The sequence below is a fragment of the Streptomyces sp. BB1-1-1 genome (assembly GCF_031597775.1).
GTDB lineage: Bacteria > Actinomycetota > Actinomycetes > Streptomycetales > Streptomycetaceae > Streptomyces > Streptomyces thinghirensis.
Map to the genome: position 1 here is coordinate 6,118,527 of NZ_CP134203.1, position 16,900 is coordinate 6,135,426.

At 73.1% G+C, this 16,900-nt stretch carries 16 protein-coding genes; 9 read left to right on the forward strand and 7 right to left on the reverse strand.

Annotated features, from left to right (window positions below; translation table 11 throughout):
* The first annotated feature begins 58 nt into the window (after positions 1-58).
* The 4 genes from RI578_RS28030 to RI578_RS28045 all read left to right on the forward strand — a co-directional run bounded on the left by RI578_RS28030 (position 59) and on the right by RI578_RS28045 (position 4,278).
* The gene (locus tag RI578_RS28030) at positions 59-1,501 is read left to right on the forward strand and encodes an HtaA domain-containing protein (protein WP_310873662.1); all 1,443 of its coding nucleotides are present in this window, start codon (positions 59-61) and stop codon (positions 1,499-1,501) included.
* 78 nt (positions 1,502-1,579) lie between these two features.
* Positions 1,580-3,151, forward strand: coding sequence for an HtaA domain-containing protein (locus tag RI578_RS28035; RefSeq protein ID WP_310873663.1), 1,572 nt, complete (start codon positions 1,580-1,582; stop codon positions 3,149-3,151).
* Between the two features lie 176 nt (positions 3,152-3,327).
* On the forward strand, positions 3,328-3,972 hold the full coding sequence (locus RI578_RS28040) for a PhzF family phenazine biosynthesis protein (RefSeq protein WP_310873664.1): 645 nt from the start codon (positions 3,328-3,330) through the stop codon (positions 3,970-3,972).
* A gap of 90 nt (positions 3,973-4,062) precedes the next feature.
* Positions 4,063-4,278: a hypothetical protein gene (locus tag RI578_RS28045; protein ID WP_310873665.1), complete on the forward strand. Its 216-nt coding sequence runs from the start codon at positions 4,063-4,065 to the stop codon at positions 4,276-4,278.
* A 78-nt stretch (positions 4,279-4,356) separates the two neighbouring features.
* Here RI578_RS28045 and RI578_RS28050 read toward each other — a convergent pair whose 3' ends face one another.
* Positions 4,357-5,004 (reverse strand): biliverdin-producing heme oxygenase, encoded by a 648-nt coding sequence (locus tag RI578_RS28050; protein WP_310873666.1) that lies wholly within the window; start codon positions 5,002-5,004, stop codon positions 4,357-4,359.
* A gap of 136 nt (positions 5,005-5,140) precedes the next feature.
* Positions 5,141-5,998 carry a type I methionyl aminopeptidase gene (gene map / locus RI578_RS28055; RefSeq protein ID WP_310873667.1) on the reverse strand — a complete coding sequence of 286 codons (858 nt, stop codon included), beginning with the start codon at positions 5,996-5,998 and terminating at the stop codon, positions 5,141-5,143.
* A gap of 58 nt (positions 5,999-6,056) precedes the next feature.
* Between map and RI578_RS28060 the strand changes: the two genes are divergently transcribed.
* Positions 6,057-6,290 carry a hypothetical protein gene (locus RI578_RS28060; RefSeq protein ID WP_310873668.1) on the forward strand — a complete coding sequence of 78 codons (234 nt, stop codon included), beginning with the start codon at positions 6,057-6,059 and terminating at the stop codon, positions 6,288-6,290.
* A gap of 63 nt (positions 6,291-6,353) precedes the next feature.
* Here RI578_RS28060 and RI578_RS28065 read toward each other — a convergent pair whose 3' ends face one another.
* The gene (locus RI578_RS28065; protein WP_310873669.1) at positions 6,354-6,956 is read right to left on the reverse strand and encodes a hypothetical protein; all 603 of its coding nucleotides are present in this window, start codon (positions 6,954-6,956) and stop codon (positions 6,354-6,356) included.
* Positions 6,957-7,098: 142 nt separating this feature from the next.
* On the opposite strand from RI578_RS28065, the gene npdG reads away from it, so the two are divergent.
* Together npdG and RI578_RS28075 are read left to right on the forward strand one after the other, a co-directional pair.
* A complete protein-coding gene (gene npdG / locus RI578_RS28070; protein ID WP_310873670.1) occupies positions 7,099-7,806 on the forward strand; it encodes an NADPH-dependent F420 reductase in 708 nt (235 codons plus the stop codon).
* An 86-nt stretch (positions 7,807-7,892) separates the two neighbouring features.
* Positions 7,893-8,084 carry a hypothetical protein gene (locus RI578_RS28075; RefSeq protein WP_310873671.1) on the forward strand — a complete coding sequence of 64 codons (192 nt, stop codon included), beginning with the start codon at positions 7,893-7,895 and terminating at the stop codon, positions 8,082-8,084.
* Here the strand turns inward: RI578_RS28075 and RI578_RS28080 are convergent.
* Positions 8,074-8,871, reverse strand: coding sequence for a site-2 protease family protein (locus tag RI578_RS28080; RefSeq protein ID WP_310873672.1), 798 nt, complete (start codon positions 8,869-8,871; stop codon positions 8,074-8,076). The two genes, RI578_RS28075 and RI578_RS28080, sit on opposite strands and share 11 nt — an antisense overlap.
* A gap of 192 nt (positions 8,872-9,063) precedes the next feature.
* Here RI578_RS28080 and RI578_RS28085 point away from each other — a divergent pair, with 192 nt between their 5' ends.
* Positions 9,064-12,573 carry a BTAD domain-containing putative transcriptional regulator gene (locus RI578_RS28085; RefSeq protein ID WP_310873673.1) on the forward strand — a complete coding sequence of 1,170 codons (3,510 nt, stop codon included), beginning with the start codon at positions 9,064-9,066 and terminating at the stop codon, positions 12,571-12,573.
* An 11-nt stretch (positions 12,574-12,584) separates the two neighbouring features.
* Here RI578_RS28085 and RI578_RS28090 read toward each other — a convergent pair whose 3' ends face one another.
* The 3 genes from RI578_RS28090 to panB form a co-directional block, all read right to left on the reverse strand.
* Complete coding sequence (locus RI578_RS28090; RefSeq protein ID WP_310873674.1) at positions 12,585-13,391, reverse strand: ABC transporter permease; 807 nt, start codon at positions 13,389-13,391, stop codon at positions 12,585-12,587.
* Positions 13,388-14,413: an ATP-binding cassette domain-containing protein gene (locus tag RI578_RS28095; protein ID WP_310873675.1), complete on the reverse strand. Its 1,026-nt coding sequence runs from the start codon at positions 14,411-14,413 to the stop codon at positions 13,388-13,390. The genes RI578_RS28090 and RI578_RS28095 overlap by 4 nt, the downstream gene beginning before the upstream one ends.
* A 174-nt stretch (positions 14,414-14,587) precedes the next feature.
* Positions 14,588-15,463: a 3-methyl-2-oxobutanoate hydroxymethyltransferase gene (gene panB / locus RI578_RS28100; RefSeq protein ID WP_310873676.1), complete on the reverse strand. Its 876-nt coding sequence runs from the start codon at positions 15,461-15,463 to the stop codon at positions 14,588-14,590.
* A gap of 313 nt (positions 15,464-15,776) precedes the next feature.
* Between panB and RI578_RS28105 the strand changes: the two genes are divergently transcribed.
* Positions 15,777-16,829: an endonuclease/exonuclease/phosphatase family protein gene (locus RI578_RS28105; RefSeq protein WP_310873677.1), complete on the forward strand. Its 1,053-nt coding sequence runs from the start codon at positions 15,777-15,779 to the stop codon at positions 16,827-16,829.
* Positions 16,830-16,900 lie beyond the last annotated feature (71 nt).

Genomic DNA, 16,900 nt, shown 5'->3' on the forward strand with positions numbered 1-16,900 from the left:
GAGCTTAGGTTAGCCTTACCTTTGTTCGCTACCGGCCCCCGGATCCGGAGGACTTCGCATGCCCGCCCGTCTTCGCACCCTGGTCACCGTGTTGTGCGCGGCGGTCCTCGGAGCCCTGCTCCCCGTGTCCGCCGCGCACGCCGAGAGCCGGACCGTGCAGGGCGGACGGCTCGACTGGGGCATCAAGTCGTCGTTCCAGAGCTATGTCACCGGGCCCGTCGCCAAGGGGAGTTACTCCCTGACCGGCGGCGCGGCCACCGTCGGCGGCAGCGCCTTCCGCTTCCACTCGGCGACCGGCGCCTACGACGGCGACACGGGCGCCTTCCGTGCCGCCTTCTCCGGCGGCGTGCACTTCCTCGGGCACCGCACCGGCGCGGGCGCCCATCAGCTCGACCTCACCATCAGCCGCCCCACCGTGAGCATCTCCGGCTCCACCGGCACGCTCTTCGTGGACGTCACCAGCAAGGCGAAGGGCACCGGGGCGGTCACGACCTCCCGTCAGGTGCCCTTCGCCGCACTCTCCGTCGGCGGCATCGACATGAAGGGCGGCGGCGACGCCGTGACTCTCGACAACCTGCCCGCCACCCTCACCGCGCAGGGCGCCAAGTCCTTCGCCGGGTACTACACCGCCGGGACCGCCCTCGACCCGGTGAGCCTGTCGGCGGACGTCCGGGCGGCGGCGCGGCAGCAGGAGCCGAAGCCGTCGAGCACGGCCACCGAGGCGGACAAGTCGCCCGAGCCGAAGCGGACTTCGGACGGCGCGACCAAGGAGGGCGCGATCGAGGACGGCGCCGCCGACTGGGGCGTACGCCGCACCTTCCGCGAGTACGTCACCGGCGACATCGCCGACGGCAAGTGGGCCCTCACCGCCGGCGCCCAGGACGGCGGCGCCCTCTTCCGCTTCCCCGGCGGCGAGGGTACGTACGAGGACGGCGACCTCACCGCCGCCTTCGAGGGCGCGGTGCACTTCACCGGCGCGCACGGCCTCGACCTGAGCCTGAGTGCCGTACGGGCCACCGTCGAGGACGGCAAGGGCACGCTCTACGCCGACGTGGCCGGCCCCGGGCTCACGGGCGAGAAGGTGCCGCTGGTCACCTTCACCGCCGAGGGCCTGAAGCCGGCCGACGGCCTGGTGAAGATCACCGAGGCCCCCGCGAAACTCACCGCGCGCGGCGCCGAGGCATTCGGCGGCATGTACCGGGCGGGCACCGAGATGGACCCGGTCTCCCTGGCCGTCGCCCTCACCGCCGACGCGGAACTGCCCGCCCTGCCCGACCTGGGCACCGCTCCCACGACGAGCGCGAGCCCGCAGCCGGAACGGACCACCGGACCCGAGACCTCCGCCGACCCCGTCGCGAGCGCCGCCGACGGCGGCGACTTCCCCGCCCTGCCCGTCTCCCTCGCGGCCGGCGCCCTGCTGCTGGTGGCCGCGGCCCTCGTGGCCGTCGCCGTCCGCAGGCGTCGCGCACAGCCCGCCGCGTCCCCCGCGGACGAGGGCTGAACCCACGGCCGCGGACGAAGGCCGAACCCACACCCGGACCGCCCACCCGCGGCCCCACCACTCAAGGAGAACCGAGTCATGCCCGTCAGACGACGCCGCTCCACCGCACTCGCCGCCGCCGTGGCGACGGCCGCCGCGCTCGGCGCCACCGCGCTCGCCACCGCCGGCGCGACCACCGCCTCGGCGGCCGAGGTCCCGCTCAAGGACTACGAGCTGACGTGGGGCATCAAGCAGTCGTACCGCACCTACGTCGCCACCTTCGCGAAGGGCGGCTTCACCCCTGCGGACGGCGCGACGCAGGCCGCCGGCAACGGCGCGTTCACCTTCGTCGACGGCACGGGCGGCTACGACTCGACCGCGAACACCGCGAACCTCGCCTTCAAGGGCAGCCTGGCCATCGAGTCCAAGGCGCACGGCTTCGCGCTCACCCTGTCGGACGTGCGGTTCGACAGCAAGGACGCCGAGATCACCGCCGACGTGACCCGGGGCGGCACGACCGAGGACGACGTGCCGCTCGCCACGGTCACCGTCACGCGCGAGATGACGGACATGGCGACCACGTTGACCGGGGAGGCCGCGGAGGTCTTCGGCAGCGCGAGCTACAACGGCGCGGCGGGCGACCCGCTGACGGTGGTGCGGAAGGCGCCGCCGGCCCCCAGCCCCACGCCCACCACGAGCGCCCCCACCACCGGGCCCTCCCCGACGGCGACGGCGACGCAGACGCAGACCCAGGACCCGGAACCCACGGCCACCGAGTCCACCACGGCCGCGCCGAACCCGACCGCGAGCACCAGCGCGTCCCTCTCCGCCACAACCACCGCCACGGCCACCGCCACCGAGGCCCCCGCCAAGGGCGAGATAGCCGACGGCACCCTCGGCTGGGGTGTGAAGGAGTCCTTCCGCTCCTATGTCGTCGGCCCCATCGCCAAGGGCCGGGTCACCGTCTCGGGCGGGGCCGCCCAGGCGGCCGGCAACGGGCCGTTCACCTTCAAGGACGCCACCGGCACCTACGACACCGACGCCGACAAGCTCACCGCCTCCTTCCAGGGCGCCGTGAACTTCAAGGGCCACGAGACGAACGGCGCCTACGGCCTCGACCTGACCCTCGGCAACCTCAAGGCCACGCTCGACGGCGGCACCGGCACGCTGACCGCCGACGTGAACAGCCTCGGCACCCGGACCGAGGGCGTCGTCCTGGCCGACCTGAAGGCCAAGTCCGTAGACCTGACCGCACGGAACGACGTCATCACCGTCGACGGCGTCGCCGCCACGCTCACCGAGGCCGGCGCGAAGATCTTCGGCAACTACCCGGCCGGCACGGCACTCGACGCCGTCGACCTGTCGGTGGCGCTGAGCGACGACGCCGAGCTGCCGGACGGCGGCGGCACGGACCCGACCGGCGGCACGGGGAGTGCCGGCGGCTCGGACACCACGGGCGGTAGCGGCGGCACGTCCGGCTCGACGACCGGAGGCACCGGTTCCACCATCGGCGGCACCGGCACGACCACGGGCGGCGCGATCGGCGGCGGCAGCCTGGCCTCCACCGGCGCGGACCTCCCGGGCCCGGCCCTGGGCGCCGCGGCCGGCGTCGCGGTCGCGATCGGCGCGGGCGCGGTCTTCGCCGCGCGCAAGCGGCGGACGCGGCAGTAACCCGTCGCGGGCCGTCGCGGGCCGTCGGGGGCCGGGCTGGCCCGCCCCGGCGGCCCGGACACCGAACGCCGGCACGCCGCCCTGGCGCGGGCGTACGCGGAGACACTCGCCACCCCGCCGTTCGACGAGGCCCCCACGCCGATCCGGCCTCCGGCGAGCGATGCTTGAATGCACCGGTGACTGACTACGACGTACTGCGCGTCTTCTGTGCGCCGAACGGCGGATACGGCAACGAGCTCGGCGTCGTCCGGGACGGCTCCGTGCTGCCGGGCCCCGCAGAGCGGCAGGAGTTCGCCGCGAAGCTCGGCTTCAGCGAGACCGTCTTCGTCGACGATCCCGAGCGCGGCGTCGTCGACATCTACACGCCCACCCTGCGCCTGCCGTTCGCCGGCCACCCCTGCGTCGGCACGGCCTGGCTGCTCGACGTGCCCGAACTCGTCACCCCGGCCGGGGTGGTGGGCACCCGCCTGGACGGCGAGTTCAGCTGGATCGAGGCCCGCCCCGAGTGGGCCCCGCCGCGCACCCTGCGCCAGTACGCCGCCGTCGCCGAGGTCGACGACCTGGCCGTACCGCCGCCGGGGGAGTGGGTCTACGCCTGGGCCTGGGAGGACGAGCCGGCGGGGCGCGTCCGGGCGCGTGCCTTCCCGGGCCGCGGCGACGGCATCGACGAGGACGAGGCGACGGGCGCCGCGGCGCTGCTGCTGACCGAACGGCTGGGCCGCGCCCTCAACATCACGCAGGGGGCCGGTTCGCAGATCCTGACGGCGCCGCAGCCCGAAGGGTGGATCGAGATCGGCGGACGGGTGCGTCTGGAACGGTGACGGGCGCCGCCGTACGGGTGGAACCGCGTGTGCGCGCGAGCGCGAGGGGTTACCTCTCGCCTGACCGTTCCCTCACGTGAGAGGCACTCCATGCGCATCCGCTCCGCCCTCGCCACCGTCCTGCTGACCGCCGCCATGACGGCCGGTGGCGCCGCGACCGCCACCGCGTTCGACGGCCCGCTGCACGGTGACGAGGACGCCACCTGCAGCCCGTACTTCGGCAACATCTCCACGGACATCGTCGGCAGCGACGTGACCTACGGCGGCATCAACTGCCGCAGCGACGACTACGACATCGACAACTGAGCCGGTCGGCCGTTCGCTCCGGGTCCCCCTCGGCCACGGCGGCCGAGGGGGACCGGCCCGTTTCCGGGTCGGACGCGCTCACGCGGACAGCGGGAACTCCTCGGCGAGCGCCTGGAAGACCGCCGTGTTCAGGACGAACGCCCGCTTGCACTCGGCGACGACCCGCTGCTTCTCCAGCTCGTCCGCGCGGATGCCGTCCAGCAGCCCGCGGTACTCGCGCTTGAACGCGGCCGGGTTGGTGATCTCCTCGAAGACGTAGAAGCGGACCCCGTCGCCCTTCTTGGCGAAGCCCCACGTCCGCTCCGCCTTGTCGCGGACCACCTGGCCACCGGCGAGGTCGCCGAGGTAGCGGGTGTAGTGATGGGCGACGTAACCGGCCGGCCAGGTCTCGGCGCACTCACGCACCCGGGCCGCGTACTCCTCGGTCGCGGGCAGGGCGGTCAGCCCCGTGCGCCAGCCCGGGCCCCGCAGATGGTCCAGGTCCCGCTCCAGCGACGCCAGCCGCATCAGCTCGGGACGGATGAAGGGTCCCGCCACCGGGTCCGACGTCAGTCGTTCCGCTCCGGACTCCAGGGCCTCGTACACGAACCACAGCTGTTCGGTGTACCGGGTGAAGGCGTCCACCCCCAACCTGCCGCCCAGCAGGTCGGTCATGAACGACGAAGTGTTCGCCTCCTCGTGGTACTCGTGAGTGGCGGTGCGGAGGAGCGTCGAGAAGCTGTCCATGAGGCCGATCTTCCATGGTTAGGCTTACCTAAGTCAATGGTCTTGCCGACGTTCTGTCGGTAAAGCGTATCCGGACATGGAAAGGCCCGCCCTCCGAAGAGAGCGGGCCCGTGACGACGTGCGTGGCGGGGCGGGGCTACGGAAGGGTCAGGATCTCGGCCCCGGAGTCGGTCACCACGAGCGTGTGCTCGAACTGCGCCGTCCGCCTGCGGTCCTTCGTCACGACCGTCCAGCCGTCGTCCCACATGTCGTACTCGTGCGTCCCGAGCGTCAGCATCGGCTCGATCGTGAAGGTCATCCCGGGCTGGATGACGGTGGTGGCGTGCGGGCTGTCGTAGTGCGGGACGATGAGCCCCGAGTGGAACGACGAGTTGATCCCGTGGCCGGTGAAGTCCCGCACCACCCCGTACCCGAACCGCTTCGCGTACGACTCGATGACCCGGCCGATGATGTTGATCTGCCGGCCCGGCCTGACCGCCTTGATCGCGCGGGCGAGGGACTCGCGGGTCCGCTCGACCAGCAGCCGGCTCTCCTCGTCCACGTCACCGACCAGGTAGGTCGCGTTGTTGTCGCCGTGCACGCCGCCGATGTACGCCGTCACGTCGAGGTTGACGATGTCACCGTCGCGCAGCACCGTGGAGTCGGGGATGCCGTGGCAGATGACCTCGTTGACCGAGCTGCACAGGGACTTGGGGAAACCGCGGTAGCCGAGCGTCGAGGGGTAGGCGCCGTGGTCGCACATGTAGGCGTGCGCCACCCGGTCCAGCTCGTCCGTGGTCACGCCGGGCGCGATGAGCTTCGCGGCCTCCTCCATGGCCCGCGCCGCGATCCGCCCGGCCACGCGCATCGCCTCGATCGTCTCGGGCGTCTGCACCTCCGGTCCGGTGTACGGCGTCGGCGCGGGTTTGCCTACGTATTCGGGCCGGCGGATGTTTCCGGGTACGGAACGGGTGGGAGACAGCTCCCCTGGTACGAGCAGCGACTGGCCAGACATGTCAGCGAGTCTAACCAGCGGGCATACGAGAGCATGTCCCTGGCGAAAGGAGCCGGTCATGGCCCTGTTCAAGAAGCGCACGGTCGGAAAACCGGGCGAGTGGTACTACTGCCTGGAGCACCAGAAGGTCGAGGAGGGCCCGGACTGCCCGGGAAAGGACCGCTTCGGACCGTACGCCTCCCGCCCGGAGGCCGAGCACGCGATGCAGACCGCCCGCGAGCGCAACCTCCAGTGGGAGAACGACCCCAAGTGGCACGACCCCTCCGCCGCGGGCCGCGCGGAAGAGGACTGACGGGACACCCCGCCACGGTCACCGTGGCGGTAGCCGCCTTGCGCGCGGACGCGGGGGCGGGGACTACCAGCCGGAGGGCGGCGGGGCCGTCAGGTGGTCGGCCAGTCGGGACAGGCGGTCCCGGAAGCGGCGGCGGCCCCGGGGCGGCGGCACCGCGTTCTCCCCGGCCGCCGCGCTGACCAGGTGCTGCACCGTGTCCAGGTCCAGCTCGGCGCCGTCCGGCACGGTCAGCGTCTCGTGCGCCATCGCCGTCAGCTCCCGCTCGCCGGTGCCCAGCGCCAGCACCGTCGCGCCGGCCCGGCGGGCGTCGTGCACCCGTTCCAGCAGCGGGGCGCCGGGGTCGTCGGGCGTCACCACGAGCAGCGTCTCCCCGCGCCGGGCCGCCGCCAGCCGACCCGGGCCCACCGCGAGATGCGCCGGGTCCGAAGGGCGCGCGTCGTGCCGTACGAGCGTGGGCGCCAGCTCCGGCGTCCCCGACCAGGCCGCCTCGTCCACCAGGTGCGCCGCCAGATGCCAGGGCTCGTACTCGGCGGTGCCCACGAGCAGCAGCCCGCCCCCGTGCGGGACCACGGAGCCCCGCAGCGCCCCCGCGAACCTCCGGGTGGCGCCCAGCCACTCGGTTCCGGCGAGCACTTCCCGCAGCAGTGCGACCCGTACGGCGTCCATGGGCCCGCATCCTGCCGCAACCCGGCCCGCGCGGCCCGGTATTCGCCCCGGATTCGCCCGACCCGGGGACGGCCCGGGAACGCCCCGGCGCTGGGCGGGACCTGATCCCGTCCGGCGGTCGGGACGGACGTAGGGTCGGCCCATGACCTCTACCGACAGTGCTGCACAGAAGGCCCCCGCCAAGGACCCCTGGGACCTGCCCGACGTCTCCGGGCTGGTCGTCGGCGTGCTCGGCGGCACCGGACCCCAGGGCAAGGGCCTCGCGTACCGCCTCGCCAAGGCAGGCCAGAAGGTGATCGTCGGCTCGCGCGCCGCCGAGCGCGCCGAGGCCGCCGCCGAGGAGATCGGACACGGCGTCGAGGGCGCCGACAACGCCGAGACCGCCCGCCGCAGCGACGTCGTGATCGTCGCCGTGCCCTGGGACGGCCACGGCAAGACCCTCGAATCCCTGCGCGAGGAACTGTCCGGCAAGCTCGTCGTCGACTGCGTCAACCCGCTCGGCTTCGACAAGAAGGGCGCCTACGCGCTCAAGCCCGAGGAGGGCAGCGCCGCCGAGCAGGCCGCCGCCCTGCTCCCGGACAGCCGGGTCACGGCCGCCTTCCACCACCTGTCCGCCGTCCTCCTCCAGGACCCGGAGATCGACGAGATCGACACCGACGTCATGGTGCTGGGCGAGGTCCGCGCCGACGTGGAGATCGTCCAGGCCCTCGCCGGGCGCATCCCCGGCATGCGCGGCGTCTTCGCCGGGCGGCTGCGAGGCGCCCACCAGGTCGAGTCGCTGGTCGCCAACCTGATCTCCGTCAACCGCCGCTACAAGGCACACGCCGGGCTCCGCGTCACCGACGTGTGAGGCGATGGGGGACACTGGTGGGTGCAAGCCAGACCGCGACACGGCACCCGCAGTGCCCGCCGTGTCCCCCGACAGGAGTCCGCACCATGCCCCGCCTCGCCCTCTACGCCCTGGTCGTCTGCGTGCTCGCCGTGGCCGCCGCCGTCGTCTCCTTCGTGCAGGGCAGCGTGCTGATCGGCGTCGTGTGGGTGCTGCTGTCGGGGCTGTCGTCCAACATGTGCTGGTACTACGTCAAGCGCGGCAGGGACGCCCGCCGCTCCACGTCGGTCACGGGCTGACCGAGCAGAGCTGGTCCGTCTGCCAGAAGCGGTACACCTCGAAGCCGCAGTACGTGTCCAGCTCGCTGATCCCGAGACCGCGCAGGATCGCGTCGATCGCGTCGAAGAACACGCCGTTGACGGCCGGGATCCACAGCAGCGCGAACACGATCAGCAGCCCGAACGGCGCGAGCGGCTCCACCTGCCGCCGCACGTTGTACGACAGCCACGGCTCGATCACCCCGTAGCCGTCCAGGCCGGGCACCGGCAGGAAGTTCAGGATCGCCGCCGTGACCTGGAGCAGCGCGAGGAAGGCCAGCGCGATCCGGAAGTCGCGCGGCACGCCGTCCAGCGCGTCCAGCCAGAACGGGGCCGTGCACACCACGGCGAACAGGACGTTCGTCAGCGGGCCCGCCGCCGAGATCAGACTGTGCCGCCACCGCCCCCGGATCCGCCCGCGCTCGATGAAGACGGCACCGCCCGGCAGGCCGATCCCGCCCATGATCACGAACAGCACCGGCAACACGATGCTCAGCAGCGCGTGCGTGTACTTCACCGGGTTCAGCGTGAGATAGCCCTTCGCGCCGACCGAGATGTCGCCGCTGTGCAGGGCGGTGCGCGCGTGCGCGTACTCGTGCAGGCACAGCGACACGACCCAGGCGGCGGTCACGAACAGGAACACGGCCAGGCCCGGCTGCTCGGCGAACCCGGTCCAGGTGGCCCAGCCCGTGACCGCGGCGACGGCGACGATCCCGAGGAACACCGGACTGATCCGCCGGTCACTGGGGCGGGCGGTGGCGGTGGTCATGGGGCTCCCTGGGCTCTCGGGTGTGCGGCGGGACCTGCGGGGGACTGCCCGACCGTACCGGGCGCACCGGGAAAACGTCTCGCGGGCGGCGGGAGGTTCCGGGGAGGGCGGGGCCGCGGTGAGGGGCTTTGCCCCCGGCCCGCACGCCGCGCCGTCAAAACCCCGTGACCGGCTCCGACGACAGCGGGGACAATGGACCCCGTGCGCTATCGCATCCTCGGCACCACACAGGCACTCCGCCCCGACGGCACGGCCGTCCCGCTCGGCGGGGCGCGGCTGCGCGCGCTGCTGACCGTCCTCGCCATCAGGCCCGGCCGCACCGTGCCCGCGGGCCTGCTCGTGCAGGAGGTGTGGGACGGCGACCCGCCCGCCGACGCGCCGGGCGCCCTGCAGGCCCTGGTCGGGCGGCTGCGCCGGACGCTCGGCGCGGGCGCCGTCGCCTCGGCCGACGGCGGTTACCGGCTCGCCGCCGCCCCCGACGACGTCGACCTGCACCGCTTCGACCGGCTGGCCGGCGAGGGCACCCGCGCCCTGGCCGACGGCGACCCGGGCAAGGCGGCCGTCGTGCTCGACGACGCCCTCACCCTGTGGCGCGGCCCCGCCCTCGCCGACCTGCCCGACCGCGCCGCCGAGGCGGCCCGCTGGGAGATGCGGCACCTGGACGTCCTGCGCGCCCGCCACACCGCCGCCCTCGACCTCGGACAGGCCGAGCACTCCCTGCCCGAGCTGACCGCGCTGTGCGACGGCCGCCCCCTGGACGAGCCCCTCCAGGCCCTGCGGCTGCGCGCCCTGCGCGACACCGGCCGCACCGCCGAGGCGCTGGCCGCCTACGAGGCCGTACGCCGACTCCTCGCGGACCGGCTCGGCACCGACCCGGGGCCCGAACTACGGGCGCTGCACGGGGAACTGCTCAATCCAGCGTCGCCCGCAACGCCCGCAACGCCAGCGGCGCCAGCGACGCCAGCGACGCCAGCGGCGCCAGCGACGCCCACGGAGCGCCTGGCGCCCGGGACGACCGCGAAAGCCCCGACGCCCGGAACCGCGTATCCCGGGACGCCCGGGACGCCCGCGTATCCCGGAACGCCCGGAACGCCCGGGATATCCGCGACGCCCGCCGCGTCCGCCGCACCCACCGCGACCGAGGGCCGTGACGCCCCGGTCGCTCCGGCCGCCTCCCGCCCCCGTGGCAACCTCCGAGCCCGGCTGACCTCCTTCGTCGGCCGGGACGCCGACATCGAGGCCCTGCGCGCCGACCTGACGACCGCGCGTCTCGTCACCCTCCTCGGGCCCGGCGGCGCGGGCAAGACCCGGCTGTCGCAGGAGGTCGCGGAAGGCGCCGGGGACCCGGCGCGGGACGGCGTGTGGCTGGCCGAGCTGGCCCCCGTCGACGACCCCGGCGCCGTACCGGAGGCCGTGCTGACCGCCCTCGGCGCCCGCGAGACCGTGCTGTACGGCGCCGGCGCCGAGGAGATGCGGGCCGTCGCCGCCCCCGACCGGCGGGCCACCGCCGTGGAGCGCCTCGTCGAGCACTGCGGCCGGCGCCGCATGCTGATCGTCCTCGACAACTGCGAGCACGTCGTCGACGCCGCCGCCCGCCTCACCGAGGAACTGCTCGCCCGCTGCCCTGACCTGACCGTCCTCGCCACCAGCCGCGAACCCCTCGGCGTACCGGGGGAGTCGCTGCGTCCGGTGGAGCCGCTGCCCGAGCCGGCCGCGCTGCGGCTGCTCGCCGACCGGGGTGCCGCCGCCCGCCCCGGCTTCCGCACCGACGCCGACGAGGAGACCGCGGCCGCCTGCGCCGAGATCTGCCGCCGCCTCGACGGGCTGCCGCTGGCCATCGAGCTGGCCGCCGCCCGGCTCCGCATGCTCACCCCGCGCCAGATCGCCGACCGCCTCGACGACCGCTTCCGCCTGCTCACCTCCGGCAGCCGCACCGTCCTGCCCCGCCAGCAGACCCTGCGCGCGGTCGTCGACTGGTCCTGGGACCTGCTGGACGCGGAGGAACGGGACGTGCTGGGGCGACTGTCCGTCTTCGCGGGCGGCTGCGACCTCGCCGCCGCCGAGGCCGTGTGCGGGCCCGCCGCCCTGGACGCCCTCGGCTCCCTCGTCGACAAGTCCCTGGTCGTCGCCGCACCGTCCGCCGGCGACGGCATGCGCTACCGGCTCCTGGAGACCGTCGCCGAATACGCCGCCGAACGCCTCGACGAGACCGGCGGCCGGCCCGCCGCCGAGCGCGCGCACCTGACGTACTACCGCGAACTCGCCCGCACCACCGACCCGTTGCTGCGCGGCCCGCGACAGCTCACCGCCATCGAACGGCTGGAGCGCGAGTACGAGAACCTGCGCACCGCCCTGCGGCACGCCATCGCCGAGCGCGACGAACAGGAGGCGCTCAGCCTGTCCCTCTCGCTGGTCTGGTACTGGCAGATGCGCGACCTGCGGGTGGAGGCCAGGAGCTGGTTCAGCGAGGTCATGACCCTCGGCCCTGACCCGTTCACGGAGCCGGTCCGCCGTGCCGAGCCGGTGTGGGAGCGGTGCACGGCCGCCCCGCCGCCGATGACCGGCGAGGTGCTCGCCGAGGCCCGGCGCGGCGTCCATCTCGCCCATCTCGCCTGCATGGACACCGAGCTGGAGGCCTGGCAGCGACCGGAGGCCAAGCGGAAGCTGCGCGCCATCGCCGAGACGTACGAACCGGGCATGCCCCAGAACTGCGCCCCTCCCGGCATGCTCTGGTTCTTCGCCGTGATGCTCTCCGGCGACATGGAGCGGCTGCGCGTGATCATGGACGCCGCCGTGCGCACCTCCCGCGAGACGCCCGGATACGACTGGGCGCTGGCCGGCAGCCTCCAGATGCGCGCCAACTTCCTGGCCAACCGCACCGAGTGGGCGGGCGACGCGGCCGGCGACGCCGACGAGGCACTGGAGATCTACCGCCGCCTCGGCGACGCCTGGGGCACCGCCGAGGCCCTCTCCGCCCGCGCCGAGGCCCGTGAGCGCAAGGGCGAGTACCGACTCGCCGCCGCCGACTACCGGCTTGCCGCGGAGCACGCCGAACGGCTCGGCGCGCACGCCCAGGTGGACGTCCTGGAGGCCCGCCTCGGCAGCGTGCTGCTGGAGGCGGGCGACGGCGAGGAGGGCGAGCGCATCCTGACCGCCGTGATCGACCGGACCGAGGGGGCCGGGCACAACGGCGCCATGCCGGCCGCCCGGCTCTTCCTCGCCGGCTGGCTCGGCATGACCGACCGGACCGCCGAGGCACGGGTGCAGCTGCGGCTGCTGCGCGAGGACTTCGCCATCTCCCACTTCATCGTCTTCGACGCCTTCATCCTCGCCGCGGAGGCATGGATCGCCACGCTGGAGGACCGGCACGAGGAGTGCCTGGACAAGGTCCGCCAGTCGCTGGAGCGGGCCGAGGACCCGCTGTCCGCGGCCATCGCCCCGCACATGCGTTCCGGGTACCTGACCATCGCCGCGATGGCGCTGGCCCGCGTGGACGGCGGGCGCCGGGCCGCGGACGCCGCCCGCTGCATCGGTGCCGCCGACGCGATGCTGCCGCCGGAGCACGTCGCGATGGGCCTGGAGCGGGACGCGCGCGCCCGGGCCACCGAGCGGGTCCGCGAGGTGATCGGCGGCGAGGCGTACGAGGCCGCGTACGCCGAGGGCGCCGGTCTCTCCGTTCAGGAGGCCGTCGCCCTCGTCTGACCCGGGTCGGGTCAGGTCTTCGTACGGAACTTGTGGATGGCGACCGGCGCCATCACCGCCGTGATCGCCACCGACCAGCCGAGCGTGATCCACAGGTCGTGCGCGACCGGGCCGCCCACCATCAGTCCGCGCGCCGCGTCGGCGAGCGTGGAGAGCGGGTTGTAGTCGGTGAAGGCCTGCAGCCAGCCCGGCATCGACTGCGTCGGCGCGAAGATCGAGGAACCGAACTGCAGCGGGAACAGCACCATGAACCCCATCGCCTGCACGGACTGCGCGTTCTTCAGGATCACGCCCAGCGTGAGGAACACCCACATGATCGACGAGGCGAACACCGCGGACAGGCCCACCGCCGCGAACAGACCGGGCCAGCTCTGGATGTCGAAGCCGACCAGGACGGCCACGACCATCAGCACGGCGGTCGCGAACAGCATCCGCAGCATCTCCACCGCGATCTTCGCGAAGAGCACCGAGCCGCGCCCGATCGGCAGCGACCGGAAGCGGTCCATGACACCGGAGTTGAAGTCCTGGCTGAACCCGGTGCCGACGCCCTGGGACAGCGTCATGCTCATCATCGCGATCATGCCGGGAATCACGTACTGCACATAGCCGTCCTGCCCGCCGCCCAGCGCCTGGCCGATCGACCCGCCGAAGACGTACACGAACAGCAGGGTGAAGACGACCGGCATCAGCAGGGCGTCGAACATCGACTCCGGGTCCTGCCGGATCCACAGCAGGTTGCGGCGGACCAGGGCGCCGGTGTGCCGCAGATGCCCGCGCGGGGTGATCCGGGCGTCGGGACTGACAGTGGTGGCGCTCATACGGCGACCTCCTCGCGGGCTTCGGCGGGCGCGGGGTCCTGCGGGGCACTGGCGCGGTGGCCGGTGAGGGACAGGAAGACCTCGTCCAGGCTGGGCAGTTCGGTGGTGATGGAGGCGATCGTGACGCCGCGGGCGGTGACCGCGCCGACCACGGCGGTCAGCTGCTCGTCGCTGAGGATCGGTACCAGGACGGCACCGCGCTGCGCGTCCACCGTGGAGTTGGCGAGCCCGGTGATGCCCAGCTCGTCCAGGAAGGCGGCGAGCGGACGCAGCTGGAGCGGGTCGGCCGGGCGGACGCGCAGGGTGCGGCCGCCGACCTTGGCCTTCAGCGCCTCGATGCCGCCGTTCGCGATGACCTTGCCGCGGTCGACGACGGTCAGCTCGGAGGCGAGCTGCTCGGCCTCCTCCATGTACTGGGTGGTGAGCAGCACGGTGACGCCGTCGCCGACCATGCGCTTGACCTCGTCCCACACCTCGTTGCGGGTGCGCGGATCCAGGCCGGTGGTGGGCTCGTCGAGGTAGAGGACCGCCGGGTGCCCGATCATGGAGGCCGCCAGGTCCAGCCGCCGCCGCATGCCGCCCGAGTACGTGGCCGCGGGCCGCTTGCCCGCCTCGGTGAGCGAGAACCGCTCCAGCAGTTCGTCGGCCCGTGCGCGGGCGTCCCTGCGGGGCAGGTCGAGCAGCCGGCCGATCATGTAGAGGTTCTCCCAGCCGGGGAGCTTCTCGTCCACGGACGCGTACTGCCCGGTCAGCCCTATCACCCGCCGTAGCTGCCGCGGCTGCCGTACGACGTCGTAGCCGGCGACGTGCGCCTGGCCGGAGTCGGGCGTGATGAGGGTGGACAGGATGCGGACGAGGGTGGTCTTGCCGGCGCCGTTCGGCCCGAGCACACCCATCACGGTGCCCTCGCGCACGTCCAGGTCGACGCCGTCCAGCGCCTTGGTCTCGCCGTAGTGCTTGACCAGCCCCCGCACGGTGACCGCGCTGCCCGCGGCCGGGGGGTTGATGTCGATTCGCTTCATGCCGACGACGTTGTCAGCCCCCGCCGACAAACCGCCGACATCCTACCGACAGCCGTCCGGCACCGCCGACAGCCCACCGACGGGACGAGGAGTCGAGGGGGAAGGGAGCCCGCGAAAAGCACCGGCCCCGCCGACGGGGGAAGATCGGCGGGGCCGGTGTCGTACCGCGGTGGCTCAGTGCACGGAGTGCTCCTCCTGCGGGAACGTTCCGCCGACGACGTCCTCGGCGAACGCCTTCGCCGCGCCGCCGATGACCTGGCGCAGGTCGGCGTACTGCTTGACGAACTTCGGCATCCGGCCGCCGGTCAGCCCGAGCATGTCGGTCCACACCAGCACCTGCGCGTCCGTCTCCGGACCCGCGCCGATACCGACCGTCGGGATGTGCAGCGTCCGTGTCACCTCGGCGGCCAGCTCGGCCGGCACCAGCTCCAGGACGACCGCGAAGGCGCCCGCGTCCTGCACCGCCTTGGCGTCGCGCAGCAGCTGCTGGGCCGCCTCCTCGCCCCGGCCCTGCACGCGGTAGCCCATGGTGTTGACGGACTGCGGGGTGAGGCCGATGTGCGCCATCACGGGAATGCCGGACTCGACGAGCAGCCGGATCTGCTCGTGCGACCGCTCACCGCCCTCCAGCTTCACGGCCCCCACGCCCGCCTCCTTCACGAGCCGGGTCGCCGAGCGCAGCGCCTGCACCGGACCCTCCTGGTAGGAACCGAAGGGCAGGTCGCCGACGATCAGGGCGCGGCTGGTGCCCCGGACGACCGCGGCCGAGAGCATGGTCATCTCGTCCAGCGTGACGGGGACGGTGGTCTCGTAGCCGAGGTGGCAGTTGCCCGCTGAGTCGCCGACGAGCATGACCGGGATGCCGGCCTCGTCGAAGACGGACGCGGTCATCGCGTCGTAGGCGGTGAGCATGGGCCACTTCTCGCCGCGCTCCTTGGCGGCGGCGATGTCCCGGACGGTGATGCGACGGTTGCTCTTGCCCCCGTACAGCGCCTTGCTCCCGTCGGAGGGCGTGCGCTGAGGCGTCGGGGCAGCCGAAAGCTGCGTCATGGCAACGGCTCCTTCATGTCATCTCGAGGCACCCTGACGGTGTCCCCGGATCCCCTCCATGGTGGCACCTCGAGCGTCTTGGCGGCTAGGGGACCCTCGACACCGGCCGCACCCGGGGGTAGGGGAGGGGGCGAATGTGCTCGTTGTGTCACAGAGCGGCCCGTGTCGACGTTGTTCGGAACTCCGGACGCCGACTCGTACGTCCTCGTGCCAGTACGGCCGTCACAGGACGGCGGGTTCGGAACCGATCATCCCCTAGGGTGCTGAGTCACAGGGGGCGACGGTGTTGCACGGCAGGTTGTGAGGCGACGGTATGGCGCAGCAGGCGTACATGACGGAGACGGACAGCGGCGGCTCGGGGCCCGAGCGCCGGGAGACCCGGATTCGGCGCCTGTTCGACCGGGCGGTCACCGGCTGGCGCGGCGACCCGCGGATCTGGCGCCGGGGCCTGGTCACCGCCGTGGTGGCCGTCGTCCTGGCCGTCGTCATGGCGGGCCACTCGCGCATCCCGAACGCCATCGGCAACCTCGGCAGCCTCACGGAGACCTTCCTGCCGTGGTTCGGCCTGCTGGTCCCGGTGCTCCTGGTGATCGCCCTCGCCCGCAAGTCGGCGACGGCGCTGATCGCGCTCCTGCTGCCGATTGCCGTGTGGTTCAACCTCTTCGGCGGCCTGCTCTTCGACAAGACCGGCACCGGCGGCGACCTCACGGTGGCCACGCACAACGTCAACGCCGACAACGCCGACCCGGCCGGCACCGCCCGCGCCGTGGCCGCCGCCGGCGCGGACGTGATGGCCCTGGAGGAACTGAAGGCGTCCGCCGTACCGACGTACGAGAAGGCACTCGCGGCGAAGTACCCCCATCATGCGGTCGTCGGCACCGTCGGCCTGTGGAGCAAGTACCCGCTCAGTGGCGTGCAGGCGGTCGACATCGAACTGGGCTGGAAGCGGGCGATGCGCGCCACCGTCGCCACCCCGTCCGGGCCGGTCGCGGTGTACGTCGCCCACCTGCCCTCCGTACGGGTGAAGCTGGAGGCCGGTTTCACCGCCCGGCAGCGGGACAAGAGCGCCGAGGCCCTCGGTGAGGCCATCGCCGACGAGAAGCTGCCCCGCAAGATCCTGCTCGGCGACCTCAACGGCACCATGAACGACCGCGCGCTCACCGCGATCACCTCCCAGATGCGCTCCCCGCAGGGCGCCGTGGGCGACGGCTTCGGCTTCAGCTGGCCGGCGTCCTTCCCGATGGCCCGCATCGACCAGATTCTGGTGAGCGGCGTGGAACCGACGACCAGCTGGACCCTCCCGGCGACCGGCAGCGACCATCTCCCGATCGCCGCGCGTGTGAGGGTCGACACAACGGCGTCCTGAAAGTCCCTGGTCAGCCCCGTATGGGCGACTGCCGGAAACCCACGCGTCACCTCACGGAATACTCGGCCTGA

What these genes read in the sequence shown, in the direction of transcription:
- RI578_RS28030 (WP_310873662.1), top strand. Translation starts at nt 59, where the DNA reads ATGCCCGCCCGTCTTCGCACCCTGGTCACCGTGTTGTGCGCGGCGGTC.
- RI578_RS28035 (WP_310873663.1), top strand. Translation starts at nt 1,580, where the DNA reads ATGCCCGTCAGACGACGCCGCTCCACCGCACTCGCCGCCGCCGTGGCG.
- RI578_RS28045 (WP_310873665.1), top strand. Translation starts at nt 4,063, where the DNA reads ATGCGCATCCGCTCCGCCCTCGCCACCGTCCTGCTGACCGCCGCCATG.
- RI578_RS28050 (WP_310873666.1), bottom strand. Translation starts at nt 5,004, where the DNA reads ATGGACAGCTTCTCGACGCTCCTCCGCACCGCCACTCACGAGTACCAC.
- map (WP_310873667.1), bottom strand. Translation starts at nt 5,998, where the DNA reads ATGTCTGGCCAGTCGCTGCTCGTACCAGGGGAGCTGTCTCCCACCCGT.
- RI578_RS28060 (WP_310873668.1), top strand. Translation starts at nt 6,057, where the DNA reads ATGGCCCTGTTCAAGAAGCGCACGGTCGGAAAACCGGGCGAGTGGTAC.
- RI578_RS28065 (WP_310873669.1), bottom strand. Translation starts at nt 6,956, where the DNA reads ATGGACGCCGTACGGGTCGCACTGCTGCGGGAAGTGCTCGCCGGAACC.
- npdG (WP_310873670.1), top strand. Translation starts at nt 7,099, where the DNA reads ATGACCTCTACCGACAGTGCTGCACAGAAGGCCCCCGCCAAGGACCCC.
- RI578_RS28075 (WP_310873671.1), top strand. Translation starts at nt 7,893, where the DNA reads ATGCCCCGCCTCGCCCTCTACGCCCTGGTCGTCTGCGTGCTCGCCGTG.
- RI578_RS28080 (WP_310873672.1), bottom strand. Translation starts at nt 8,871, where the DNA reads ATGACCACCGCCACCGCCCGCCCCAGTGACCGGCGGATCAGTCCGGTG.
- RI578_RS28085 (WP_310873673.1), top strand. Translation starts at nt 9,064, where the DNA reads ATGGACCCCGTGCGCTATCGCATCCTCGGCACCACACAGGCACTCCGC.
- RI578_RS28090 (WP_310873674.1), bottom strand. Translation starts at nt 13,391, where the DNA reads ATGAGCGCCACCACTGTCAGTCCCGACGCCCGGATCACCCCGCGCGGG.
- RI578_RS28095 (WP_310873675.1), bottom strand. Translation starts at nt 14,413, where the DNA reads ATGAAGCGAATCGACATCAACCCCCCGGCCGCGGGCAGCGCGGTCACC.
- panB (WP_310873676.1), bottom strand. Translation starts at nt 15,463, where the DNA reads ATGACGCAGCTTTCGGCTGCCCCGACGCCTCAGCGCACGCCCTCCGAC.
- RI578_RS28105 (WP_310873677.1), top strand. Translation starts at nt 15,777, where the DNA reads ATGGCGCAGCAGGCGTACATGACGGAGACGGACAGCGGCGGCTCGGGG.